This window comes from Stutzerimonas urumqiensis (assembly GCF_003640395.1).
GTDB classification, from domain to species: domain Bacteria; phylum Pseudomonadota; class Gammaproteobacteria; order Pseudomonadales; family Pseudomonadaceae; genus Stutzerimonas; species Stutzerimonas urumqiensis.
The window spans coordinates 408,733-433,615 of sequence record NZ_RBZQ01000004.1; the positions used below are offsets into that span (position 1 = coordinate 408,733).

General features: G+C 64.3%; 24 protein-coding genes. 11 read left to right on the top strand and 13 right to left on the bottom strand.

The window, feature by feature from the left end:
* Positions 1–8: 8 nt before the first annotated feature.
* The 5 genes from D7325_RS10320 to D7325_RS10340 all read right to left on the bottom strand — a co-directional run bounded on the left by D7325_RS10320 (position 9) and on the right by D7325_RS10340 (position 3,779).
* Positions 9–803, bottom strand: coding sequence for an OmpA family protein (locus D7325_RS10320; RefSeq protein ID WP_120995474.1), 795 nt, complete (start codon positions 801–803; stop codon positions 9–11).
* A complete protein-coding gene (locus D7325_RS10325; protein ID WP_120995475.1) occupies positions 800–1,156 on the bottom strand; it encodes a DUF4398 domain-containing protein in 357 nt (118 codons plus the stop codon). Before D7325_RS10325 ends, D7325_RS10320 begins: the two co-directional genes overlap by 4 nt.
* On the bottom strand, positions 1,153–1,986 hold the full coding sequence (locus D7325_RS10330; protein ID WP_120995476.1) for a substrate-binding periplasmic protein: 834 nt from the start codon (positions 1,984–1,986) through the stop codon (positions 1,153–1,155). The genes D7325_RS10325 and D7325_RS10330 overlap by 4 nt, the downstream gene beginning before the upstream one ends.
* A 114-nt stretch (positions 1,987–2,100) precedes the next feature.
* Positions 2,101–3,030 carry an electron transfer flavoprotein subunit alpha/FixB family protein gene (locus tag D7325_RS10335; RefSeq protein ID WP_120995477.1) on the bottom strand — a complete coding sequence of 310 codons (930 nt, stop codon included), beginning with the start codon at positions 3,028–3,030 and terminating at the stop codon, positions 2,101–2,103.
* Complete coding sequence (locus D7325_RS10340) at positions 3,030–3,779, bottom strand: electron transfer flavoprotein subunit beta/FixA family protein (protein ID WP_120995478.1); 750 nt, start codon at positions 3,777–3,779, stop codon at positions 3,030–3,032. Before D7325_RS10340 ends, D7325_RS10335 begins: the two co-directional genes overlap by 1 nt.
* Before the next feature lie 319 nt (positions 3,780–4,098).
* Between D7325_RS10340 and D7325_RS10345 the strand changes: the two genes are divergently transcribed.
* From D7325_RS10345 to D7325_RS10365, 4 genes are all read left to right on the top strand, one after another.
* Positions 4,099–5,754, top strand: a complete 1,656-nt coding sequence (locus D7325_RS10345; protein WP_120995479.1) for an electron transfer flavoprotein-ubiquinone oxidoreductase — start codon at positions 4,099–4,101, stop codon at positions 5,752–5,754.
* 124 nt (positions 5,755–5,878) lie between these two features.
* Positions 5,879–6,094 (top strand): DUF2970 domain-containing protein, encoded by a 216-nt coding sequence (locus D7325_RS10350; RefSeq protein ID WP_120995480.1) that lies wholly within the window; start codon positions 5,879–5,881, stop codon positions 6,092–6,094.
* 340 nt (positions 6,095–6,434) lie between these two features.
* A complete protein-coding gene (locus tag D7325_RS10360) occupies positions 6,435–8,093 on the top strand; it encodes a nitrite/sulfite reductase (RefSeq protein ID WP_120995482.1) in 1,659 nt (552 codons plus the stop codon).
* Positions 8,077–8,583: a DUF934 domain-containing protein gene (locus tag D7325_RS10365; RefSeq protein WP_120995483.1), complete on the top strand. Its 507-nt coding sequence runs from the start codon at positions 8,077–8,079 to the stop codon at positions 8,581–8,583. The genes D7325_RS10360 and D7325_RS10365 overlap by 17 nt, the downstream gene beginning before the upstream one ends.
* Positions 8,584–8,663: 80 nt before the next feature.
* Here D7325_RS10365 and D7325_RS10370 read toward each other — a convergent pair whose 3' ends face one another.
* Together D7325_RS10370 and sohB are read right to left on the bottom strand one after the other, a co-directional pair.
* Positions 8,664–9,650: a YhdH/YhfP family quinone oxidoreductase gene (locus tag D7325_RS10370; RefSeq protein WP_120995573.1), complete on the bottom strand. Its 987-nt coding sequence runs from the start codon at positions 9,648–9,650 to the stop codon at positions 8,664–8,666.
* A gap of 13 nt (positions 9,651–9,663) precedes the next feature.
* Positions 9,664–10,689 carry a protease SohB gene (gene sohB / locus D7325_RS10375; RefSeq protein WP_120995484.1) on the bottom strand — a complete coding sequence of 342 codons (1,026 nt, stop codon included), beginning with the start codon at positions 10,687–10,689 and terminating at the stop codon, positions 9,664–9,666.
* Positions 10,690–10,860: 171 nt separating this feature from the next.
* Between sohB and D7325_RS10380 the strand changes: the two genes are divergently transcribed.
* From D7325_RS10380 to D7325_RS10395, 4 genes are all read left to right on the top strand, one after another.
* Positions 10,861–11,562, top strand: coding sequence for a histidine phosphatase family protein (locus D7325_RS10380; RefSeq protein ID WP_120995485.1), 702 nt, complete (start codon positions 10,861–10,863; stop codon positions 11,560–11,562).
* Between the two features lie 52 nt (positions 11,563–11,614).
* Positions 11,615–11,929: an SCP2 sterol-binding domain-containing protein gene (locus tag D7325_RS10385; protein ID WP_120995486.1), complete on the top strand. Its 315-nt coding sequence runs from the start codon at positions 11,615–11,617 to the stop codon at positions 11,927–11,929.
* Between the two features lie 193 nt (positions 11,930–12,122).
* A complete protein-coding gene (locus D7325_RS10390) occupies positions 12,123–13,190 on the top strand; it encodes a phosphotransferase family protein (protein ID WP_120995487.1) in 1,068 nt (355 codons plus the stop codon).
* A 54-nt stretch (positions 13,191–13,244) separates the two neighbouring features.
* A complete protein-coding gene (locus D7325_RS10395; RefSeq protein WP_120995488.1) occupies positions 13,245–14,012 on the top strand; it encodes an SDR family oxidoreductase in 768 nt (255 codons plus the stop codon).
* A 199-nt stretch (positions 14,013–14,211) separates the two neighbouring features.
* Here the strand turns inward: D7325_RS10395 and D7325_RS10400 are convergent, their stop codons facing one another.
* Entirely contained in the window at positions 14,212–14,859 is a 648-nt protein-coding gene (locus tag D7325_RS10400; RefSeq protein WP_120995489.1) for a hypothetical protein, read from the bottom strand.
* A gap of 132 nt (positions 14,860–14,991) precedes the next feature.
* Between D7325_RS10400 and D7325_RS10405 the strand changes: the two genes are divergently transcribed.
* Together D7325_RS10405 and D7325_RS10410 are read left to right on the top strand one after the other, a co-directional pair.
* Positions 14,992–15,840 (top strand): TatD family hydrolase, encoded by an 849-nt coding sequence (locus D7325_RS10405; RefSeq protein ID WP_120995490.1) that lies wholly within the window; start codon positions 14,992–14,994, stop codon positions 15,838–15,840.
* 92 nt (positions 15,841–15,932) lie between these two features.
* Positions 15,933–17,402: a methyl-accepting chemotaxis protein gene (locus tag D7325_RS10410; RefSeq protein WP_120995491.1), complete on the top strand. Its 1,470-nt coding sequence runs from the start codon at positions 15,933–15,935 to the stop codon at positions 17,400–17,402.
* A 3-nt stretch (positions 17,403–17,405) separates the two neighbouring features.
* Here D7325_RS10410 and D7325_RS10415 read toward each other — a convergent pair whose 3' ends face one another.
* The 5 genes from D7325_RS10415 to D7325_RS10435 form a co-directional block, all read right to left on the bottom strand.
* Positions 17,406–18,203, bottom strand: coding sequence for an acyl-CoA thioesterase (locus D7325_RS10415; RefSeq protein ID WP_120995492.1), 798 nt, complete (start codon positions 18,201–18,203; stop codon positions 17,406–17,408).
* An 82-nt stretch (positions 18,204–18,285) separates the two neighbouring features.
* Positions 18,286–20,280: a transglutaminase TgpA family protein gene (locus D7325_RS10420; protein ID WP_120995493.1), complete on the bottom strand. Its 1,995-nt coding sequence runs from the start codon at positions 20,278–20,280 to the stop codon at positions 18,286–18,288.
* Positions 20,277–21,239, bottom strand: a complete 963-nt coding sequence (locus D7325_RS10425) for a DUF58 domain-containing protein (RefSeq protein WP_120995494.1) — start codon at positions 21,237–21,239, stop codon at positions 20,277–20,279. Before D7325_RS10425 ends, D7325_RS10420 begins: the two co-directional genes overlap by 4 nt.
* 31 nt (positions 21,240–21,270) lie before the next feature.
* The gene (locus D7325_RS10430) at positions 21,271–22,188 is read right to left on the bottom strand and encodes an AAA family ATPase (RefSeq protein WP_120995495.1); all 918 of its coding nucleotides are present in this window, start codon (positions 22,186–22,188) and stop codon (positions 21,271–21,273) included.
* Positions 22,189–22,282: 94 nt separating this feature from the next.
* On the bottom strand, positions 22,283–22,885 hold the full coding sequence (locus D7325_RS10435) for a flavin reductase family protein (protein WP_120995496.1): 603 nt from the start codon (positions 22,883–22,885) through the stop codon (positions 22,283–22,285).
* A 458-nt stretch (positions 22,886–23,343) separates the two neighbouring features.
* Between D7325_RS10435 and D7325_RS10440 the strand changes: the two genes are divergently transcribed.
* Positions 23,344–24,882: an MBOAT family O-acyltransferase gene (locus tag D7325_RS10440; RefSeq protein ID WP_120995497.1), complete on the top strand. Its 1,539-nt coding sequence runs from the start codon at positions 23,344–23,346 to the stop codon at positions 24,880–24,882.
* Position 24,883: the final 1 nt, after the last annotated feature.

Genomic DNA, 24,883 nt, shown 5'->3' on the forward strand with positions numbered 1-24,883 from the left:
TGCCGCCCTCAGCGGGACGGCGCCAACGTGCCCTGTGCGTCGGAGAAGACGATTTCGACCCTGCGATTTTGCGCGCGCCCACGTGCCGAGGCGTTCTCGGTCAGCGGGTACTGCTCGCCATAACCCTGCACGATCATGCGCGCCGGATCGATGCCCAGGTCTGCCAGGAAGTCGGCCACCGCCTGCGCCCGCAAGCGAGACAGCTCCAGGTTCTGAGCCGCCTGGCCTCGGTTGTCGCTGTAGCCTTCGATGCGGATCGTGCGCTTGGGGTTGAGATTCAGGAAACGCACCAACCGCAACAGCGTTCGGTTCGCCGAAGGACTCAGCTGCGCGCTGCCGGCCTGGAACAGCACGTCGCCGAGCGTCATCACCAGGCCACGATCGGTTTCGGTCGCCGCCAACGCCATCATCTGGTCTTCCAGCCAGCGTCCCTGCTGTTCGGCCGTGAGCAAGCGCGCCTCCTGCAAAGCAAGACGCAGGCGATCGCGTTCCATCGTCAAGCGCGTCTGCCGCGCCTGCCCTTCCACCAGATCGGTATGCTCGCGGGCGATCTGGGCGTACCGCTCGCTGAGGTAGGCATAATGCGCGACGTCATCGGCGCTTCCCCAGTAACCCGCAAAACGCTCCGCCCGGCCCAGCGACTCGCCGGATCGAACCACATCCTTCGGCGCGGCACGCAATACATCGGAGTCGTCCTTCACGGACAGGTAGGCCGCTTCTGCCCGGGCCAGGGCCTCGCTCGCCTCCTGGCTGGCACACCCGACCAGAGACAGGGGCAACAACATCCAGAACAGGCTCTTCATTGGAGATCACCGAGCTGCTGGCGCAGCCGCGCGATACGGCGGGTCAACTCGGCGATCTGCTCGTCGCTTTTCTGGGTCAGGACCTTGGCCTCGGCCAGGCGTGCATCCAGCTCGGCCTGCTCGGCAAGCAGGCGAGCCCGCTTGTTGTCGCCGTCCTGCACCGCGGCCTCGGCCTGAGCCGTCTTGTTCCGCGCAAGCGCCAGCTCGGCAACCTCGTCCGTGCCGCCCACCGCTTCGGCCTGCTCGATGGCCTGGCGCGTCAGGCGCAGTTGCTCATCGGGAACCGGGTCAGTGGCGCACGCCACCAACAGGGTGCATGCCGTGAGGAGGAATAAAGCGTTGCGATGATTCACTGGGAAACCTGCGCGGTGTCGGCGGGCTGCGTCGCATGCTGTGCAGCCCAGCGGTCGATGTTCTGTTCGATCATGCGCTGCGGGATGCCGGCAGCACGGTATTCGGTCATGAGCCTGGCCAGTTCGCCACGGAGCCAAGGCCCGTTGCAGGCGGAATCGTGGGCGATCGCCAGGTGCATCGTCCGGCTGAGAACCGGCGGTCGAAGCGCAACGAGCCCTTCGAGCAGCCCAAGCGGCTTGGCCCTGGCCGTGAGCGAATGCGGCTCATGAAGCAGATACTCGACGTCACCGTCTTGCAACTGACGCAGCGCCGCTTCGGTCGTATCGAGCGGCTGCAAATGAAGGCTCGACTCGGCGTAGGCGGCGAACTGCTCACCGAGGTACGTCCCCTTCACGATCGCACCGTCGAGCTGGCGCAGGTCGTCACGATTGCCATACGGAAACAGCGCCTCAGGGGGCACCCACACCAGCGAATCGAGCACCGCTACGGGCGGATGGACGTAGTCGAGTACATCGAGATTCTCGGCCACGAGCACGGCGTCGGCGAGCACATCCACGCGACCGCTGCTCACTTCCGCCAGCGCAGCCTTGGCGTCGCCTGTAGGGAGCATTTCGAGCTGCAGACCGATGGCATCGGTGGCCATCTTGAGGATGTCGACATTGGCGCCGATGAGCCGTTCAGGCTGGTCTGGATCACGCCAGAGGAAAGGTGGATTGTCGTCGGCACCGGTAGCGATGATGCGCTCGCATTTGCCTGCCGCGACGGTCAATGCCGGAACGCTCAGCAAGCCAATGACGAGGATCGACCGTAGCCGCCTGGCCAGATGCATTGCTTACCTCTTTGTCGGTCGTTTGAACACGCAGCGATGTTAACACTGACGCCCATCGCCCTGAGTCATAAAAAAACCCGCTGCCAGAGCGGGTTTTTCATCAACGCGGGCTTATCAGACCAAGCGCTCGAGCTCCGGCACGATCTCGAACAGATCGCCTACCAGGCCGTAGTCGGCAACCTGGAAGATCGGCGCCTCTTCGTCCTTGTTGATCGCCACGATGACTTTCGAGTCCTTCATGCCGGCCAGGTGCTGGATCGCGCCGGAAATACCGACTGCGATGTACAACTGCGGAGCGACGATCTTGCCGGTCTGGCCGACCTGCATGTCGTTCGGTACGAAACCGGCGTCCACTGCCGCGCGCGACGCACCGACAGCAGCGCCGAGCTTGTCCGCAAGCGAGTACAGGTACTTGAAGTTGTCGCCGTTCTGCATGCCGCGGCCGCCGGAAACGACGATCTTGGCGGCAGTGAGCTCGGGACGGTCCGACTTGGCCAGCTCTTCACTGACGAAAGCCGACTTGCCCGCATTGCCCGCGCCGGAAACAGGTTCGACCGTCGCGCTGCCGCCGGTAGCATTCACCGCATCGAAGCCGGTCGAACGTACGGTGATCACCTTGATCGGCGCGCTGGACTGCACGGTGGCGATCGCATTACCCGCGTAGATGGGGCGCTTGAAGGTATCGGCGCTTTCGACCGAGACGATTTCCGAAATCTGGTCGACGTCGAGCAGCGCTGCTACGCGCGGCATGAAGTTCTTGCCGTTGGTGGTGGCCGAGGCCAGCACGTGGCTGTAATTCTTCGCCTGGTCGGCAATCAGCGGGGCAACATTTTCTGGAAGCTGATTGGCGTAAGCGGCGTCATCGGCAACCAGTACCTTGGAGACGCCTTCGATCTGCGCCGCTGCTTCGCCAACCGCAGCACAACCCGCGCCGGCTACCAGCACGTGGATGTCGCCGCCAATCGCCTTGGCCGCCGCAACGGTGTTCAGGGTCGCCGCTCCGAGAACGGCATTGTTGTGTTCAGCGATAACCAGGGTAGCCATCAGATAACCTTCGCCTCGTTCTTCAGTTTCTCGACCAGTTCAGCCACGGACTTGACCTTGACGCCGGCGCTGCGTGCGGCCGGGGCCTCGACCTTCAGGGTCTTGACGGTCGACGTGGTGGACACGCCCAGCGCATCGGGGGTGGCCGTTTCGAGGGGCTTCTTCTTGGCCTTCATGATGTTCGGCAGCGAGGCGTAGCGCGGCTCGTTCAGGCGCAGGTCGGTGGTGACGATCGCCGGCAGGTTCAATGCCACGGTCTGCAGGCCGCCATCGATCTCGCGGGTGACGTTGAGCTTGTCTCCGGCCACTTCCACTTTGGAAGCGAAGGTGCCCTGCGGGTAGCCGGTCAGCGCGCCAAGCATCTGGCCAGTCTGGTTGTTGTCGCTGTCGATCGCCTGCTTGCCGAGGATGATCAGCTGCGGCTGTTCCTTGTCGACCACCGCCTTGAGCAGCTTGGCAACGGCCAGGGAATTCAACTCTTCGTTCGATTCAACCAGGATGGCGCGATCGGCACCCAGCGCCAGCGCGGTGCGCAGCTGTTCCTGAGCGGCAGTCGGGCCGATGGAAACGACCACGATTTCGCTGGCGACGCCCTTTTCCTTGAGGCGTACGGCTTCTTCCACAGCGATTTCGCAGAAAGGGTTCATCGACATCTTGACGTTGGCGAGGTCGACGCCGGAATTGTCCGCCTTGACGCGAACCTTGACGTTGTAGTCGACCACTCGTTTGACAGCTACAAGAACCTTCATGGATTCCTCGTTACTCTCCGGTGAATTTGATTTCGCCGTGGCGAACCGGGCCATGCTCAGCGACCCATCGGATGGGCGAGTCTTCGGCGAGCGCAGAACCGCCTGTATCTTGGACCGCTGACGCGCGGAGGGTCAACAACGCATATACCCCCTCATAAGCCGCGGAATCGGATTCTAACAGGCCTTGCAAAAATTCAAACAAACGTTTGTATTGGACCGACTGGAGCGGCCATATATAATGCGCCGGCTCGGCTCGATCACGGACGGATCCAAGCCCTCCATCTTATAAATCATCAAAGCCTTGAGTAGGAGTTAGCCTATGGAACGCGAATACATGGAATTCGACGTGGTGATCGTCGGAGCGGGTCCGGCAGGCCTTTCCGCCGCGTGCCGGCTGAAGCAACGGGCCGCTGACGAGGGCAAGGAGATCAGCGTCTGTGTCGTCGAGAAGGGTTCCGAAGTCGGCGCCCATATCCTGTCGGGTGCGGTATTCGAACCGCGCGCACTCAACGAGCTGTTTCCCAACTGGAAAGAACTCGAAGCGCCGCTGAACACGGCGGTCAAGCGTGACGACATTTATCTGCTCAAGAGCGCCGAGCGTGCGAGCAAGCTGCCGAATGCACTGGTTCCCAAGACCATGCACAACGAAGGCAACTACATCATTTCCCTTGGCAACCTGTGCCGCTGGCTGGCGCAGCAGGCCGAAAACCTGGGCGTCGAGATCTACCCGGGGTTCGCCGCGCAGGAAGCCCTGATCGACGAGCAAGGCGTGGTTCGCGGCATCATCACCGGTGACCTCGGCGTCAATCGCGAAGGCGAGCCCAAGGAAGGCATGTACACCCCGGGCATGGAACTGCGCGCCAAGTACACCCTCTTCGCCGAAGGTTGCCGTGGCCACATCGGCAAGCAGCTGATCAGCCGCTACAACCTGAACGCCAACGTCGACCCTCAGCACTACGGCATCGGCATCAAGGAATTGTGGGACATCGATCCGTCCAAGCACGAGCAGGGTCTGGTGGTGCACACCGCTGGCTGGCCGCTGGATGACGAGAACTCTGGCGGCTCCTTCCTTTATCACCTGGAGAACAACCAGGTCGTGGTCGGTCTGATCGTCGACCTATCCTATAGCAACCCGTACCTGTCGCCCTTCGATGAATTCCAGCGCTACAAGCACCACCCGGTCATCAAGCAGTACCTAGAAGGCGGCAAGCGCGTGTCCTACGGCGCCCGCGCCATCGCCAAGGGCGGCCTGAACTGCCTGCCGAAGATGATCTTCAACGGCGGCGCGCTGATCGGCTGCGATGCCGGGACCCTGAACTTCGCCAAGATCAAGGGCAGCCACACCGCGATGAAGTCCGGCATGATCGCTGCCGAGGCGGTTGCCGACGCGCTGTTCGCTGGCCGCGAAGGTGGCGACGAGCTGACCGCCTACGAGGAAGCCTTCAAGAAGAGTTGGGTGTACGAAGAGATGTACGCCAGCCGCAACTTCGGCGCGGCGATCCACAAGTGGGGCGCGGTGAAAGGCGGCGCGTTCAACTTCATCGACCAGAACATCTTCGGCGGCAAGCTGCCCTTCACGCTGCATGACAGAAAGCCCGATTACGCCTGCCTCAAAAAGGCGGCGGACGCGAAGAAAATCGACTATCCCAAGCCGGATGGCGTGCTCAGCTTCGACAAGCTCAGCTCGGTGTTCCTCTCCAACACCAACCACGAAGAAGACCAGCCGGTCCACCTCAAGCTCAAGGACCCGAGCATTCCGATCGACCAGAACCTGCCGCTGTACGACGAACCCGCCCAGCGTTACTGCCCGGCTGGCGTATACGAGGTGGTGAACCAGGACGATGGCAGCAAGCGCTTCCAGATCAACGCCCAGAACTGCGTGCACTGCAAGACCTGCGACATCAAGGACCCCGCGCAGAACATCACCTGGGTCGCACCGGAAGGCACCGGCGGGCCGAACTACCCCAACATGTAAGACCGTCCGACATGAGAAAGGCGCGCTTGCAAGAGCGCGCCTTTCTTTTTTGCCGCCCTTTGCCTCGCGAGACAGCGATACGATCGCTAGTCTTGAGCTGAACGGCCATACCAAGGGGATCGCAATGGACGACCAAGATCAGCGCCCGCTTTCCTTTCGCGAGCTACTGGGCAGCGTCCTGGCCGCCGCGCTCGGCGTACAAAGCAGCAAGAACCGCACCCGGGACTTCAGCCGTGGCAAGCCGAGCCAGTTCATCATGATGGGCATCCTCTTCACGATGCTGTTCGGCCTTTGCCTCTTCGCAATCGTGCTTCTGGTCACTCACCTGGCCGGCATCTGAGTCACTGGTGACTGACCCAGAACACCGCCGTCGACACCACGATCACTATAAGAAAGAAGATGGCGAGCGCATCGACGCGACTGTCCCGGTTCTGCTGATTCATAGCGACCCCTTGCAAGGTGAGCGGACCAAGCGACTGCCAATGAGTTAAGTCGGCCGCGGGGTCTTCGGCAAGCGGGCGTCCTCTATCGCTTATCACTTATTGTTAGCGTCATATAGATAAACATCACTTTTCCATATAAAGACGCACTGGTATCTTGCCCCGCGCTGCAAAGTGCGCGGCCGTGCGCGTGCTTACCGTTCCTTCGATTCGGCCGGCAGCCTGACAACGGGATTTTTCATGTACGTATACGACCAGTACGACCAACAAATCGTCGAAGAACGAGTCAAGCAATTCCGGGATCAAATTCGTCGCTATCTGGCGGGCGAACTCACCGACGCGGAGCTGTTGCCGCTTCGTCTCCAGAATGGCCTTTATATTCAACGCTACGCGCCCATGCTGCGCCTGGCGGTCCCCTACGGGAACCTGCGCTCCGAGCAGTTGCGCAAACTCGCCCAGATCACCCGCGACTATGACAAGGGCTACGCCCACATCAGTACGCGGCAGAACATCCAGCTCAACTGGCCCGAGCTGGAAGATGTCCCCGACATCCTCGCCGAGCTTGCCACGGTGCAGATGCACTCGATCCAGACCAGCGGCAACTGCATTCGCAACACCACGACGGATCAGTTCGCCGGCGTCGCCAAGGACGAGCTGATCGACCCGCGCCCCTGGTGCGAGATCATCCGCCAGTGGTCCACGTTCCATCCCGAGTTCGTCCGCCTGCCGCGCAAGTTCAAGATCGCCGTCAATGGCGCGGTCCGGGATCGTGCGGCGATCGAAGTCCACGATATCGGCCTCGAAGCCGTGAAGAACGACGCCGGCGAACTGGGCTTCCGCGTCCTGGTCGGCGGTGGGCTGGGCCGGACGCCGATCGTCGGCAGCTTCATCAACGAGTTCATGCCGTGGCAGCACCTGTTGAGCTACCTCGAAGCGATTCTGCGGATCTACAACCGCTACGGTCGTCGCGACAACAAGTTCAAGGCGCGCATCAAGATCCTGGTGAAGGCCCTGACACCCGAAGTGTTCGCCCAGAAGGTCGACCAGGAATGGCAGCACCTGAAGGACGGCCCGCTCACCCTCACGCAGCAAGAGGTCGACCGGGTCTCCCAGTACTTCACCGCGCCAGCTTACGAGACGCTCGCCGATGAGGCCGCCCTGCTGGCCTCGCTGTCGGCCGAGCATCCGGGTTTTGGCCGGTGGCGCATGCGCAATGTCTTCGAGCACAAGCAGCCGGGTTATGCGGCGGTCACGCTATCGCTGAAGCCCACCGGCACCGCGCCGGGCGACATCACCGACAAGCAGCTCGACGCGCTGGCCGATCTGGCCGATCGCTATTCGTTCGGCGAAGTGCGCACCACCCATAACCAGAACATCGTTCTAGCCGATGTGCGCCAGGCGGATCTGTTCGAACTCTGGGGTGAGCTGCGTGAACTTGGCTTCGCCACGCCGAATATCGGCCTGCTGACCGACATCATCTGCTGCCCGGGCGGTGACTTCTGCTCGCTGGCCAACGCGAAATCCATCCCCATCGCCGAGGCGATTCAACGCCGTTTCGATGACCTGGACTACCTCTTCGACCTCGGCGAGATCGACCTCAACATCTCGGGCTGCATGAACGCATGCGGCCATCACCATGTCGGCCACATCGGCATCCTCGGCGTGGACAAGAAGGGCGAAGAGTTCTACCAGGTCTCGCTTGGCGGTAGCAGCGGGCGCGACGCGACGCTGGGACAGATACTCGGCCCGTCGTTCGCCCAGGACGCCATGCCGGACGTGATCGGCAAGATCATCGACGTTTTTGTGGAGCATCGCGAAGAAGATGAACCTTTCCTCGATACCTTCCGCCGAGTCGGCATTGCCCCGTTCAAGGAGCGCGTCTATGCAGCGAATCATTAAGAACGGCGTGGTGGTCGACGAGTCCTGGCACTTGCTGCCCCAGGACACGCCATTCGAGTCGGTCTCCAACAGCGACGACGTGATCGTGCCGCTCTCGATGTGGCTGGAGCATGGCCGCGCCCTCACCGTTCGTGACGGTGGCCTTGGCGTCTGGCTGGAAAGCGATGAGCAGATCGAAGACATCGCGGATGACTTGCAGCACTTCCAGGTGATTGCACTGAACTTTCCGGTGTTCACCGACGGCAGGCATTTCTCCTCCGCCCGCTTGCTGCGCGAGCGTTATGGCTACAAGGGCGAGATTCGGGCGATCGGCGATGTGCTGCGCGATCAGGTGTTCCTGATGCACCGCTGCGGTTTCGATGCTTTTGCCATCCGACCCGACCGCGACCCCGAGGACGCCTTGCAAAGCCTCCGCGATTTCAGCGTCACCTATCAGGCTGCAGTGGATCAGCCTCTGCCGCTGTTTCGACGCCGCGCTCAACCGGCATGATGAAAAAATCCGCCTGAACGGCGGATTTTTTTTGCGTTGGTCAGGCCGGGCCTGGTCATCGCACCTGTGCCCTGCTCGCCTCAGCCAAGGTCGACCAGCACGCGCCCGACCTGCTGCCCTTGCAGTATTCGCTCAATCTCGCCAGCGAGCTCGCCAAGCGAGACCTCACGTACCAGCGCACTCAGGTCGATCTTCCACTGCACCGAGAGCTTGTCCCACATCGAGGCCTTGACCACCAACGGGATCTCCACCGAGTCGACCCCCAGCAGATTGACGCCCCGCAGAATGAAAGGCAGCACGTTGCCCTGGAATTCCGTGCCAGCGGTCAGGCCGCAGCACGCCAGGCTACCGCCCCGCTTCAAGCCTTTGACGGCGTTGAAGAGAATGTCCCCACCTACCGTATCCACCGCACCCGCCCACTGCTCCTTGAGCAGAGGACGCTCGCCGCCGGCCTGCAGCGCTTGTCGATCGATGACCTCGGTAGCGCCGAGCGAACGCAGGAAACCGGCCCTATCTGCCTTGCCGGTGACCGCCGTCACCGCATAGCCGAGCCGGGCGAGCAGTGCCACAGCGATGCTGCCGACGCCACCGGTCGCGCCCGTCACCAGGACAGGTCCGGCGTCCGGCGTCAGCCCGGCCTGCTCCAGCTTGTCGACGCACAAGGCGGCGGTCAGGCCGGCGGTTCCCAAGATCATGGATTCACGCAGTGACAACTCGCGCGGCCGCTTGATGACCCACGCTGCCGGAACGCGGATGTACTGCCCGAAGCCACCCGCCGTGTTCATGCCCAGGTCATAGCCGGTGACGATGACCTCATCCCCGGCGCTGAATTCCGCCACGCTCGACTGCTCGACGACGCCCGCCGCATCGATGCCAGGGGTATGCGGATAGCTTCGGGTGACACCCCGGTTGCCGCTGGCGGACAGAGCATCCTTGAAGTTCAGCGACGAATATCGCACCCGGATCAGGACCTCCCCGGCCCGCAGCTCGTCGAGCGTCCGCTGCACGAGATCCATCTGGAATTTTCCCTGGGAGGGCTCGGTTACCTGAAGCGCCGTGAAGGTCATGCGGATCTCCTCGTCATTGCCAGAAGCGTTGGGCATTCAGACCGCTCCAGCCCTTGGCCGCCAGGTGCTCCACCGCCGTGCTGGCGGCCATTCCCAGGCGTTCGGGCAGCGTCTTCTTGTGTGCGAAGCGAAGGTGGAACAGTTCGGCCGACTTGGCCCGCTCGGCAAGGTACTCGTCGCTGGTACTCAGCTGGTCGACGAGCTGCTTGCCAAGTGCCGCCACGCCGAGCCACACCTCGCCGGTGGCGACCTCGTCGACCGCCAGCTGCGGGCGATAACGGGCAACGAAGTTCTTGAACAGCTCATGGGTCGTTTCCAGCTCTTCCTGAAATTTCTGCCGACCCTTTTCGGTGTTCTCGCCCAGAACGGTCAGGGTGCGCTTGTATTCCCCGGCCGTCAGCATTTCGATGTCGACGTCGTGCTTCTTGAGCAGTCGATGAACGTTCGGCAACTGAGCGACGACCCCGATCGAGCCGAGGATGGCGAACGGCGCGCTGAGAATCTTGTCGCCGACACAAGCCATCATGTAGCCCCCGCTGGCGGCGACCTTGTCGACGCACACGGTCAGCGGCACGCCCGCCTGCCGAATTCTGGCCAGCTGCGATGAGGCCAGCCCGTACCCGTGAACCATCCCGCCACCGCTCTCGAGCCGCACCACGACTTCGTCCTGCGGCGTGGCGAGCATCAGCAGCGCCGTGATCTCGTGTCGCAGATTCTCGACAGCCGAGGCCTTGAGGTCGCCGTCGAAATCCAGCACGAAGACCCGCGGCAATGCTTCTTCCGAGCGCCGGGCCGCCTTCGCCTCCTTGGCCTCGCGCTTGCGCAATGCCTTGAGGCTGTCCTTGGACAGCAGGCTTGCCTCCAGCCGCTGACGCATGGCCTTGTAGAAATCGTTGAGCTTGTGGACTTCCAGATGACCCTCCGACGCACGCGCCCGACCCTTGCGCAACACCGCGAACGTCAACAGCACAACGACGATCGCCACGACCAAGGTGACCGTCTTGGCTAGAAAACCTGCGTAATCGGCAAAAAATTCCACGATACCTCCCGCGTAGATGGCCGTCGGTCTTGCGGGTCGACGGTCGGGCAAGCATACCGACGGCCATCGAACCGGGCCAGCCGAGGCAATTCAAACGAACGTATGATTTCGCGTTGACACCTCTGGACGTTCAACCTAACCTCGCCGAAAAAACGCGACCGGAAGCGGAATATGGGCAGCATTTACCTGATCAGGCACGGTCAGGCGTCATTTGGAGCCGACAACTACGATGTGCTGTCGCCCATCGGTTTCCAGCAGTCCGAGGTGCTTGGAAACTACCTGGACACGCTCGGCATTTACTTCGATCGCTGCGTCAGCGGCAGCCTCGCTCGCCAGCAGGACACCGCCCGCGGCGTCCTTGGCGCCATGCGCGCCAGACCTATGCCCACCGAGGTCGACGACGCGTTCGACGAGTTCAAGGCCGACGAAGTCATCCGCGCCCATCTCCCCGACCTGCTTGCCAGCGAACCGCATGCGCTGGACGTCTTTCGCAATGCCGCCCAGCATCGGGCGGAGTTCCAGCGACTGTTCACCTACGTGATTCACCGCTGGATTTCCGGTGAGCACGACAAGGACGGCCTGGAGAGCTGGGCCTCGTTCGTCGCACGTGTACAGGGCGGCCTCGAGCGCCTGCTAGAACGGGCGGAGCGAAAGGACCGGATCGCAGTCTTTACCTCAGGCGGCACCATCACCGCCCTGCTTCAGCTTGTCATCGGCATCGCCCCGATCAAGGCATTCGAGCTCAACTGGCAGATCATCAACACCTCGGTCAGCCAGTTGAAGTTCCGCGATCGAGACGTTGCCCTGGCGTCATTCAACAGCCATGCGCACCTGGCGCAGACCAAGAACCCCGGACTCATCACCTATCGATGAGCCCAGCCCACGCGGCGCAGGCCGTGCATTCCCCACCCTCAAGGAAACGCTCATGAGCAATGTCGGCGAAACCATCAAAAGCATGCAGTCCAAGTTCAATCCGTCCGCAGCCGCAGGCCTGGACCTGATCTACCAGTTCGACATCACCGATGGCGACAACTACTACCTGGTCGTCAAGGACGGTACTTGCGACATCCAGCAAGGCAACTCGGACGCGGCCAACGTCACCCTGATCATGGACAGCGCCACGCTCAAGGGCATTACCACCGGCGAGACCGACGGCATGCAGGCCTTCATGGGCGGCAAGCTGCGCGCCGAAGGCGACATGATGCTGGCGCTCAAGCTCAGCGAACTGTTCCCGGGCTGATCCAGCCGAGCCATAAAAAAACCGAAGCGCATCGCTTCGGTTTTTTTTTGACCGCGATCGCGGCCGGCATCAGACGCCTTGATCAACCGGCAACACGCGCGCCTATAACGCGCCGCCCGGCTTGGTCGCCGCCCGCGCCGGCATTAGATTAGCGAATCAACCCGCCCCCCGATCATAAGTACAAGGGATAACCATGGCGCTAGAAGACCAGACCACGCGCGTACGCGAGGGCGAAGAGCTGCCAGTCGAAGTAATCGACAGCTACCTCAAGGCGAACATCCCCGGCCTTGCGGGCGCATTGCGCATCACGCAGTTCCCGGGCGGCGCGTCGAACCTGACCTATCTGCTGGAATACCCGGACCGCGAATTCGTGCTGAGGCGGCCGCCGTTCGGTCACAAGGCCAAGTCGGCCCACGACATGGGGCGGGAGTACCGGATTCTCAACCAGCTGAACGCCGGGTTCCCCTACTGCCCCAAGGCCTACGTCTACTGCACCGACGAGTCGATCATCGGCGCCGAGTTCTATGTGATGGAGCGGGTACGCGGGATCATCCTGCGGGCGGATTTCCCGGCTGAACTCCAGTTCGACGCCCAACGCACCCGAGCCTTGTGCGAGAGCTTCATCGACAAGTTCGTCGACCTGCACAACGTCGACTACGAAGCCTGCGGATTGGGCGACCTCGGCAAGCCGGAGGGTTATGTACGGCGCCAGATCGAAGGCTGGACCGACCGCTACGAACGCGCAATGACGCCCGATGCGCCGGCCTGGGAGACGGTCAAGCGCTGGCTGCAGGACAAAATGCCGGCCGATCATCACAAGCCCGGCATCGTGCACAACGACTACCGCTTCGACAACGTCATCCTCAACCCCGACAACCCGATGGAGATCATCGGCGTGCTCGACTGGGAGATGACGACCCTCGGTGATCCACTGATGGACCTGGGCAACACCCTCGCCTACTGGATCGAAGCCGACGACCCGCAGCCCATGCAGATGATCCGCCGCCAGCCCAGCCACATGCCGGGCATGCACACGCGCCAGGGGTTCGTCGATTACTACGCCAGCCGCGCCGGAATCGAGATTCCCAGCATCGACTTCTATTACACCTATGGCCTGTTCCGCCTGGCGGGCATCGTCCAGCAGATCTACTACCGCTACTACCACGGGCAAACCAAGGACAAGCGATTCGCGCCGTTCATCCACATGAACAAGCTGCTCGAAGCCAAGGCATCGCAGGTCATCGGTCAGTCCGATCTCTGACGCATCTTTCCACCACGTCGCCCCAGGGTGACCAGACAAGCAAGCAGGTCCTTTATGTCCAAGACCACTCTGTTCGACCTCGACGGCAAGATCGCCTTCGTTTCAGGTGCCAGCCGCGGTATCGGCGAGGCCATCGCCAAGCTGCTCGCCCAGCAGGGCGCCCATGTCATCGTCTCCAGCCGGAAGATCGACGGCTGCCAGGCAGTTGCCGACGCCATCACGGCCGAAGGTGGCAAGGCCACGGCCATCGCCTGCCATATCGGCGAGATGGAGCAGATCCAGGGCGTGTTCGCCGCGATACGCGAGCAATTCGGTCGCCTCGACATCCTGGTGAACAACGCCGCCACCAACCCGCAGTTCGCGCATGTGCTGGATACCGATCTGTCCGCCTTCCAGAAGACGGTCGACGTCAACATCCGCGGGTATTTCTACATGTCGATCGAAGCCGGCAAGCTGATGCGCGAGCACGGCGGCGGCAGCATCATCAACGTCGCGTCGATCAACGGCGTCTCGCCCGGGGCGTTCCAGGGCATCTACTCGATCACCAAGGGCGCGGTCATCAACATGACCAAGGTGTTCGCCAAGGAATGCGCGGCGTTCGGGATTCGCTGCAATGCCCTGCTGCCGGGCCTGACCGACACCAAGTTCGCCTCGGCGCTGGTCAAGAACGATGCGATTCGCGAGGCCGCCCTGCAGCACATTCCGCTCAAGCGCGTGGCCGCCCCGAGCGAAATGGCCGGCGCGGTGCTCTACCTTGCCAGCGACGCGTCCAGCTACACCACGGGCGTATCGCTCAATGTGGACGGCGGCTTCCTCTCCTGAGGTGAGCGACCGAAATAAAAGAAGGAGCCGAAAACAGGCCGTGTGAAAACTACTGCGCTCGGTTATGCCGCGTTAAAAACAGGCTCGGAATGCTCATTTACCGCTCGTAAACTCCGCTTCCTCGCCTGTTTTTGCCTTGCCTAACCTTCGCTCGCTACGTTTTCACACAGCCTGCAAAAGGCTCCTTCTTTCATTTTCTTCACCAATCAGCCAGGGCGCGGGTCGCCTGGTCGTTGAGGGGTTCGACGACCAGGCCGGTCGACATCAGCTCGATGGCGAAGCTCGCGCCGTCGGCAAGCGGCATGTAGCTGTGACGAAGCTCCCGTGGATCGAGTACCAGCAGACTACGTTCAGAGAGACCAAGCGCCGCCCAGACGTCCAGCCCGAACGGATGCTCGGCCAGATCGGCATGCTCCAGCCGCGACAGGCGTTGCTGTTCCACGGTCATGTAGCGACCTACCAGCGCATCGGGCCGATACCCGGCATCCAGTCCGATGAGATCGGCGATGTGCTTCCAGGCCAGCATTCGAACATGCAACTGCCAGCGCTGGCCCTCGATCAGCACCGTCTGGCGATCGTCGCCGACCTGCACGGCCGCCTCGTACACATCCGGCCCCTGCGCCTGGAACGTCACCACTGCCAGTGGCGCCTGGTCCGGCACGGGTCGAAAGTTCGAGAACTCATAGGCTGCCAGCGCGATCGCGCCTGCGAAGGCGAGTATCGTCAGACCCAGCGTGCCCCGTACGAAGCCCAGCAGCCAGGCGCTGCCAAGCAGGAGCCGCAGCGCGACGAACGCCACCAGCGCCGCGAACAATGCGACCACCACGGCCAAACCGATGTATTGCATCTAAGGCGTCCTCCCTGAAAGCGCGCATTATCGAGAGCGCCCAGGCAGGCTGCCAGCATGAGGCGAGCGCAGTGGCGACGGCTGCACACTTCTCGTAGGCTCCGCGCATCGAACCGCAGACGGACACCCTCAATGCAACTCGTCGACATCGGCGTCAACCTGACCCACGCCAGCTTCGCCTCGAACCCCGAACGAGTCGTCGCGGACGCCCGTCGCGCCGGCGTGAGCCAGCTGGTGCTCACCGGCACCGATCCGGCTGACAGCGAAGCCGCGCTGGCGCTCGCCGAGCGGCTCGACCCCAGCGCCACCCTGCTGTTCAGCACCGCAGGCGTCCATCCGCACGATGCACGCCACTGGTCCTCCGATACCGCCACCCGGCTGCTGGCTCTGCTGCGCATGCCGCGGGTGCGCGCCGTCGGCGAATGCGGGCTGGACTTCAATCGCGACTTCTCGCCGCGACCCCAGCAGGAGCAGGCGCTGGAAGCGCAGCTGGAACTGGCGATCCAGACCGGGCGCCCGGTGTTCCTGCATGAACGCGATGCCAGCGAGCGACTGGGGCAAATCCTGCGCAGTTGCCGCGACAGCCTCAGCGCGGCCGTCGTGCATTGCTTTACCGGCGACAAGGCCGCGCTGTTCCGCTATCTCGATCTCGACCTGCACATCGGCATCACCGGGTGGATTTGCGACGAACGCCGCGGCACGCACCTGCACCCGTTGGTTCGCGAGATTCCGCGCGGGCGCCTGATGATGGAAACCGACGCACCGTACCTGCTCCCCCGCACGCTGCGCCCCAAGCCACGCAGCGGCCACAACGAACCGGCCTTCCTGACGGCCGTTCTGGCAGAGGTCGCGCGCCATCGCGGCGAGAGCGAGCAGGCGCTTGCCGAGCACACCACGGCGTGCGCGCGCGCATTCTTCGGCTTGCCCGCACCGCAGGAAGACGGGGCGGTAACCGACGCCACTCAAGAACCCCGGCCATAGGCCGCTAACAGGACGCGGTTTGATACGCATCAAACCCTTACTGCGCCTTCTCGGCAGAATGCTGCCGTTCGGAAAAGGATAACGAGAGCCCTATGGCCGCCTGGATTCGCGATCTTTCCCTCAAGTACAAGTTCTGGGCCGTCAACCTGGTCGCCTTCGCAACCACCTTGCTCCTGGTGCTGTTCGCCATGCATCTGGAAGCACGCGCACGAGCCGAACAGGCACAGGTGGCTGCACAGGCCCACGCGGCCCTGCTGAGTGCCTGGCCCACCGGAACCGCGCTCCCGATGAGCGACGATCTCGTCAGCTTCCAGGCTGGGCAGCCCCCTTCCATAAACGGCCACGCGGTGCCGGCCCTGGAAGGCTGGGTCTCGGTGCCTCACGACAGTCTTTTCGGCGATTCGCCGGTCATCGGCGCGCAGCTCGTCCAGTCCGGCGATCAGTGGCATGCCGTGCTGGCCAGGGCGCCGAGCCTGCTCCAGGTGTTCTGGCAGCATTTCCTCAGCTATGCCGCCGGCGTGGCGGTGCTGATGCTCGTCTTGCTGGCCGCCTCTCAGTTGCTCATTCGCTTCCTGCTGAGCCATCTCAACACCCTCAAGGACGTCATGCTGCACGTCGAACGCACAGGCGACCTGGCGGCGCGCGTGCCGCTCGAATCGCGGGATGAAGTCGGCCAGATGGCGACCGCCTTCAACGCGATGCAGCAGGGCTACCAACGGGTGGTCGGCACAGTCGCGCAGGCTGCCGTGCGGCTCGATGCCGGCGCCCGCCAGCTGGCCGGCAGCATGAAGGACGTTCGCCAGGGCATGCTCGGTCAGCAGAGCGAGACTGACCAGGCGGCCACCGCGATCAACGAGATGTCCGCCACGGTGCATCACATCGCCGAATACGCCGGCCAGACGCGCGACCAGTCTCAGGCGGCCGACCGCCTGGCCGGGGAAGGCCAACAGGCCGTGACCAAGGTCGAGCGATCCATTTCCAGCCTGTCGCGTGGCGTGCAGCAGACCGCCGAGATGATCCAGCAGCTGGCCACCGACAGCCAGCAGATCAACGGCGTGGTCAGCGTGATTCACGGCATCGCCGAGCAGACCAACATGCTGGCGCTCAATGCCGCGATCGAGGCCGCGCGGGCGGGCGAGATGGGGCGAGGCTTCGCCGTGGTCGCCGATGAAGTACGCAACCTGGCCAAGCGCGTCCAGGAGTCGACCGACGAAATCACCCGGATGATTTCCGCGTTGCAGTCCACCTCGCGCGATGCGGTCGAGTTCATGCAGGAAAGTTCGATCAACGCCGACGCCTGCGTGCAGGACGCCCATGAGGCCGGGCTGGCGCTGGAAGCCATCACCTCGGCCGTGGCGCAGATGCGCGAGAGCAACACCCAGATCGCGGTCGCCGCCGAGCAACAGAGCCAGGTGGCCGAGGAACTGACCCGCTCGGTGACCGGCATCCGCGACGTGACCGAGCAGACCGTGCGTCAGACTGTGGACTCTGCCGAGACCAGCAGCGAGCTCGCGGGGCTGGCCGGCGAACTCAACCGGGCCATCGGCCAGCTCAAGCTCTGAGCGTCAGCCGAACACCGTCACCGTCTGGCGACTGATCGCGATCAGCTCGCCCTTCGGTGACCACATCGCGGCGGCGCAATGGCCGTAACCGTCGCGGGCATGCTCGATCACTGCGCGATACTGGCACCAGTCATGGGTGTCCACGGCCGGCATCGGCTGGACGAACTCGATGGTCCAGGTCAGCGAACTGCCGGGGGCGAAACGATTCAGGTGGGGCAGCACCGCCGGCGGCCAGGCGTCGACCAGCGCAAGCAGGTGCGCCTCGGTCACCGGCTCGCGCACTACCTCGCCGCGCAACCGCACCCAGCCACCCATCTCCCGCGAACGATTGCCACTGAACGGCAGGCCGCCGACGCCCCAGCGCATGGCCAGATAGCGCGTGAACTCCGGCGCGATTCCCTGTACGTAAGGCAGCTCCTGGCAGGCTTCGACCGGCGGCATCGGCGGTGCCGGCTCGGCGGCCACCTCGATGGCCGACTCGCGCGGCGCACCGAAGCTGCCCTGCACCAGCGTCACGACCTGGCCGTTCTGCACGGCGCGACCGAGCACCTGGCTCACCGCCTTGCCCTCGCGTAGCACCTCGACGTCGAAGGTAACCGGCATGTCCACCGCCATAGGCCCGACGAAGGTGATCGCCAGCGATCGCACCGGGCGGCCTTCCGGCACACGTGTGCGCATCGCCTCGTAGACGAGCGCGGCAGCCAGTCCGCCGAAGGCTGCCCGGCCCTGTCCCCAGGTGCTGGAAATACTGATCGGCTCCGATCCGCCGCGAACGGCCCGGATCATCTCGGATAGCTGCATGGCAAGACTCTCTTGAGCGAAAAGTCCGATAGTAGCGGGCCAAGCCAGGGGCGGCGACCGCTCGCTGCATGCAAATGCCGCGTCATTCGCCGCGCGAGCGTGCCGCCCGCCAGCGCAACTGGCGACACACCCGCCGCAAGGCCCGGTCAAGCGCGACGGAGTCGGCCGTCTGCCCGGCATAGCGCTGCGCCTCGTACTGGCGAACGAAGGCAAGAATGGCCTCGGCCCGCTCGGGCAAGCGCTGGGCGGCGCGCTCGCCGAAGGCCCGCGGCCCTTCGCCCGGCTGGCGACGCACGCCATGCCGCGCAAGCGCCTGCTCGAAACGCGCATACCCCTCGCGCTGCCGGTCCCGCACGTTGCGCCAAGGCTTGAACAGCACCAGCGCCAGCACCGCCATGCCGATCGCCAGCGCACCCACCACGCCCGCGCCCAGCGCGCGGTAGTCCACCGAACCGAACCAGCGCTGAATCAGCGCGAGCTGCTCGTCCCCCTGATAGCCCAACACCCAGCGCTGCCAGCCGTAGTTGATGCCTTCCCACTTGAGCCGCAGATCGTTCAGCCAGCCGATATCGCGGTACCGGAGCAGGGCAATGGCCGAATCGTCGAACAGTGCCCGCTCCTCCGGCACGGCCTCCACCAGTCCCTGCTCGATGCGCTCAGGGGCCACCTGGAACGTCGGATCGACGCGGACCCAGCCGCGCCCCGCCAGCCAGTACTCCACCCACGCATGCGCATCGAGCTGGCGCACCGAGACGTAGTTGCCGGCCTCGTTCAGTTCGCCGCCCTGATAGCCCACCACGACACGGGACGGGATGCCCGCCGCGCGCAGCACGAAGGTCATCGCGCCGGCGTAATGGATGCAGAAACCGCGCCGCGTATCGAACAGGAAGCCATCGACGATGTCCTCGCCCACGGGCGGCGGCTTGAGCGTGTAGACGTAAGGCGCCTGGTTGAAATGGCGCAGCAGCGCCTCGACCACCGCTTGCGGCGTGGGGTGCGTCGCCTTCAGTTCCGCCGCCCAGGCACGGCTGCGCGGGTTGCCCTGGGCCGGCAATTGCAGCCCGGCACGGGCGACCGATTGCGGCAGGCGCGGCTGGCGCACCGCCGCCGGCCAACTGCGCACCCGATACATCAGCGCCGCCTCGACCGGTCGGCTGCGCTGGAGATGGAAGTCCCCCATCAGCTGCGCCTCGCCCCCGGGAAGCTCCGGCACATCGAGGGCGAACAGCCAGGGCTGTCCGCTGGGCTGCATCACCACACTGTAATCGAGCGGCGCGCCCTGGGGCGTCCAGGCGGGAGCACGCATGACATGAGAAGACGGACCGCGCGCCCAGCGCCGGCCGTCGAATTGCTCGAAGGTCAGGGCACGCCAGTAGAGCGCCGCGCGCGGGGGAAGCTCGCCGCTGAAACTGGCACGAAAGGCCAGTTCACCCGACTGGCTCAACTCGGCGATGTCCCCGGGTGCCATCTCTTCGGCCAGCCCGGTTGTACCGCGCGTCTGCGCTTGAGGAAGCGACCACAGCGGACCGACACGCGGGAAGAACACGAACAGAACCAGCATCAGGGGCACCGCTTGCAGCAGCAACCCACCTGCCAGCCGCACCGCCGGCCAGGGGCGGCCGAACAGGCGGCTCTGCTGCAAGCCGATCATCGCCGCCAGTAGCGCCAGGATCGGCAGCAGGCTGAACAGGCCGGCGAGCAATCCGTCCTCGAACAGATAGCTGGTCGCGACCGCGAAGAATCCAAGGAAGATCACCACCACGGCATCTCGGCGGCTGCGCATTTCCACCAGCTTGAGGATGAAGGCGGCGATCAACAGCGTGACGCCCGCATCCAGCCCGACCAGGCCATCGTGGGAGAGATAGACGCCGGCACCGACCACCAGCATCGCCAGGCCCTTGAGCCAGCCCGGCGGATAGGACGCCTGCATGCGATAGATGCGTACCCGCCACAATCCGCAGCCCAGCCAGAGCGCAACGATCCAGAGCGGCAGGTGCGCCAGATGCGGAAGGATGACCAGCACCTGGGCGACCATCAGCCAGACGAGCGTCTCGCGCGGAATCGTCAAGAGACTCATGCCGCGGCCCTCTCCGCTGGCGCGCCATGCAGCGCCAGGGCTTGCAGGCATCGCTCCTGGTGCTCGGCCCCTTCGCCCGGCCCCAGCGTGCGACCGGGCAGTTGCAGCGTGAACCGCTGCTGGGCGTCGCTCGCAGCCAGAACCAGATGGCAAAGCAGCGACAGCCGGGCCTCCGGGTCGCCGCCAAGCGCATCGAAGCTCAGCAGCAGGTCGCTGCCCGCCAGCGCGGCGAAATCCTTCACCAGCAGGCCGCGGCCGCGGGAGTAGGCCTTCCAGTGCAGGCGCTGCAGAGAGTCGCCACGCTGCCAGGCGACCAGCCCGCGGTAGTCGTCGGCGCCGACCCCGACGACCCGCGCGCCCTCTTCGTCGCCCTCGCCGCCCTGGACGGTGGGCGCCTCGCCCTCGAGCGGTCGCGGATAGACCAGCACCGCGATGTCCAGGTCGACCCAGCTCCATGCGACGAACAGGCCCAGCGGAAAGCGGCTCTCCACGCGCAGCCGTTCCGGCCGCAGCCAACCACGGCGTTCGCTCTGCAGCGCCAGCTCGATCTCGCAGGCGCCGCGCGCCGGCACGTCGTCAAGCGTCATGGCCGCGCGCTGCCAGCCGAGCGCTACCGCCTGGTGAGCACGCGAGCGGCTTTCCAGACGCACCCAGGGATGGGCCTGCTCACCCGCGAAAATCGGGTGCGTGCGACCCGATTGCAGGCGCAGCCCGGCGAGGTTTCGCCAGGTATGCAGGATGGCGACGGCGTAGACCGAACCCAGCAGGAAGCACATCGCGTACGCCAGGCTGTTCTGGTAGTTGATCGCCGCCAGCAGGATCAGCCCGAGCACGATGAGGAACGCGACGCCCATGCGCGTCGGCAGGATGAAAATGCTCCGCTGGCTCAGCACTACGGATTTGGCCCGCGGGATGCGCTTGTCCAGCCAGCGGTCGCGATGGCGCGAAAAACGGCTCATGCCCTGCTCCACGCTGGCGCTGCATGCCCGCTCACAGTGGCGGCACTTCCCGCAGCAGCCACTGCACCAGCGTGCCGCCGCCAAGACCGGTGGGGTCGGCGCGCTCGCGCAGGCGATGCCCGACGACAGCCGGCAGCACCGCCTGAACGTCTTCGGGGATGACGTAGTCGCGGCCGTCCAGAAACGCCCAGGCGCGGGCCGCCGCCAGCAGCGCCAGGCTGCCACGGGGCGAGAGCCCCCAGGCGAACTGGGGCTGGGTGCGGGTCGCTTCGACGAGCCGCAGCACGTAATCGGCCAGCGCGTCGCTCACCCTCACGCGAGCCACCTCGGCCTGGATTTCATGCAACCGAGTGTGATCGAGCAGCGGCTCGATATGAGCCAACGCATCGCGGCGCGTGCCGCCCATGAGCAAGGCCTTCTCCGCCTCGCGCGCCGGATACCCCAGCGACAGGCGCATGAGGAACCGATCCAGCTGCGATTCGGGCAAGGCGAAGGTGCCGCCCTGGTTGGCCGGGTTCTGCGTCGCGATGACGAAGAACGGGTCCGGCAAGGGCCGGGTCGCGCCCTCGATCGTCACCTGCCCCTCTTCCATCGCCTCGAGCAGCGCGCTCTGGCTCTTGGGCGTGGCGCGGTTGATTTCATCGGCCAGCACCAGTTCGGCGAAGATCGGCCCCGGATGGAACACGAAGCGTCCGCTGTCCCGGTCGAACACCGAGGTGCCGAGGATATCGCCGGGCAGCAGGTCCGAGGTGAACTGGATGCGCTGGAAGGCCAGCCCCATCACCCGCGCGAGCGTATGGCTGAGGGTCGTCTTGCCCATGCCGGGCAAGTCTTCGAGCAGCAAGTGGCCGCGGGCGAGCAGGCAGGTGACGGCCAGTCGAACCTGAGCCTCCTTGCCGAGCAGCACAGCGTTGATGCGGGTAAGACAGGCTTCGAGTTCGGACAGCATGCAGGACTCCTTTGCGAGGCTCGATCCTAAACAGCGCCCGCCGGCTCGGCCATCGCCATCGGCCGGACGCTTCGAAGGTTGTGACGCCGCTCGCTCAGGGACGGATCATCTCGAAGCGCTCGCGGGTATAGGTGTAGCGCTGCCCGCCGAGCCGACCGATCAGGTCCAGCCGCGCCGGATCGATGCGACCGCTCGCGTCCAGCACGCGGTCGTCGATATGCGCCAGCAGCACCTCGGCGAAGATCAGGTGGCAGTTGGGTCGCTGCGGCGGGTAGGCCTGGATATGCGCAACCCGGCATTCGAACGCGACCGCCGCGCCGGCCACGCGGGGCGGACGGACACGAGCCGAGGGCTCGCCAAGGATGCCACAGTGTTCGAATTCGCTGAGCCCGCGGTCGAGCGCGACGGCCGTTGCGTTCATCGCTTCCGCCTGCGCGGCGCTGACCAGGTGGATTACCAGCTCGCCGGTGGCCTCGGCATTGAGCAGGCTGTCCTTCTTGTGTCCGTTGCGCTGACCGATGTTGATCATCAGCGTCGGCGGATCGTCGCTGATCACCTGGAAGAAGCTGAACGGCGCCAGGTTGCTGGTGCCCTCGGGCGTGACGGTCGACACCCAGGCGATCGGGCGCGGGGTGACGGTGGAGGCCAACCAGCGGTAGGCCTCCAGGGGTGACAGGGTGCTGAAATCCAGTTGCACGAACACGACTCCCGAAAGGCAACGACGCCACCCGAAACAGGCGGCCAGAGGATATGACCGCGCGCAGGCGACGTGATGCAAGCCTTCCGTTCGTCGGAATCGCCGCGCCGTCGCCACGCGCCCGGCTTGGTGGGAGGCAAAACGCCATGAGGCCGCCGCGACCGCAAGTACTCAAGCCAGAGCGTCCGCGCCTTGCGCCCGCTCGTCGCGCCTAACCTAACGGTCAGATTCCTGCCCAGCGGTAGTTCACAGCTGAAACTTTTTCTAACACCTTCAAGTCGCACTAAACACAAAAGGTCAGTGGCTAGCCGGAGCAGTCAGGCGACAGGGCAAGCGCGTTGTGTCGTAGGCGCAATGGGTAAGCGATAGCTAGTTGAAGGCCATTCCAAGCCGCACGTTCGAGCTCGCCAGACGGGCCTGACCGCGACTTGCTATGGATGGGTCAGGGAGTCAGGACGATGCTCTTCAATTCCGCGATTTTCATCGCCGGGTTCCTTCCGGTGGTGCTGCTTGGTTTTTTCCTCTTTTCCCGCCGAGGGCATGCGCGCCTTGCGGCGATCTGGCTGACACTCGCTTCGCTGGTCTTCTACGGCTGGTGGAACCCCGCCTACGTGCCGCTGCTGGTCGGCAGCATGCTCTTCAACTACCTGGCCGGCGGCTACCTCGCCCGGCAGCCGTCTCGCCGGTTTCTGCTGCTGGCGATCGGCGCCAACGTCGCCCTGCTGGGCTACTACAAATACACCGGGTTTCTCTTCGCCACGCTGGACGATGCCTTCGGCGTCGGGCTGCAGGTGGACGACATCATCCTGCCGCTGGCCATTTCCTTCTTCACCTTCCAGCAGATCGCCTATCTCGTCGATGCGCACGACGGCGCCGTGAAGGAGCATGACTTCGTCCATTACTGCCTGTTCATCACCTTCTTCCCGCAGCTGATCGCCGGCCCCATCACGCACCACGGCGAGATGCTGCGCCAGTTCAACGATCGCGACCGCTTCCGACTGCGCCTCGACTACCTGGCGCTGGGTGTCACGGTGTTTTTGCTGGGCCTGTTCAAGAAGGTGGTCATCGCCGATCCGCTGGGGCAGAAGGCCTCGCCGATCTTTGCCGTGGCCGCCGACGGCACGGTGCCGGCCCTTTACGACGCCTGGACCGGCGCGCTCGCCTACACGCTGCAGATCTACTTCGACTTTTCCGGCTACAGCGACATGGCCATCGGCCTGGGATTGATGTTCGGCGTCCGCCTGCCAGCCAACTTCAACAGCCCGTTCAAGGCCCGCAACGTCATCGACTACTGGAATCGCTGGCACATGACGCTGACGCGCTTCCTCACGGCCTACCTCTACAACCCGATCGTGCTGCGCATCACCCGCGCCCGCATGGCGGCCGGCAAGCCGCAGGCACGTCGCGGCAAGATGACCGTCGGCACCTTCATCGCCCTGGTCGCCTACCCCACGTTGTTCACCATGTTCGTCTCCGGCGTCTGGCACGGCGCCGGCTGGCAGTTCGTGGTGTTCGGGCTGCTGCACGGCCTCTATCTGGTGGTCGCGCATGGCTGGCGCGCCTACAAGGTTCGCCAGGGCTGGAGGGTCGACAGCGACAACCCCGCACACGTGATCGCAGCGGTTGGCCTGACCTTTCTCTGCGTCGTGGTGGCGATGGTGTTCTTCCGCGCCGCAGACGTGCCGGCGGCGCTCGCACTGCTTGCAGGGATGATCGGCCTCAGCGAGCACAGCACCCACTTCGACAAATCCGACTTCCTGACCCTCGCCTTCCTGCTCGGCTTCGTCTGGACCGCGCCGAACCTGCAGCAGTGGATGAATCGCTTCGCCATCGCGCTCGATGCCCACGTTCACCCGCACTGGCTCGAGCGCTGGATGCCCTTCACCGGCTGGCAGCCGGCGCCGGCGATCGGGTTCGGAATCGGCCTGCTGGGCTTTTTCGCACTGGCGCTGGCCTTTTCGGTCGCGCCCACGGAGTTCCTCTACTTCCAGTTCTGAT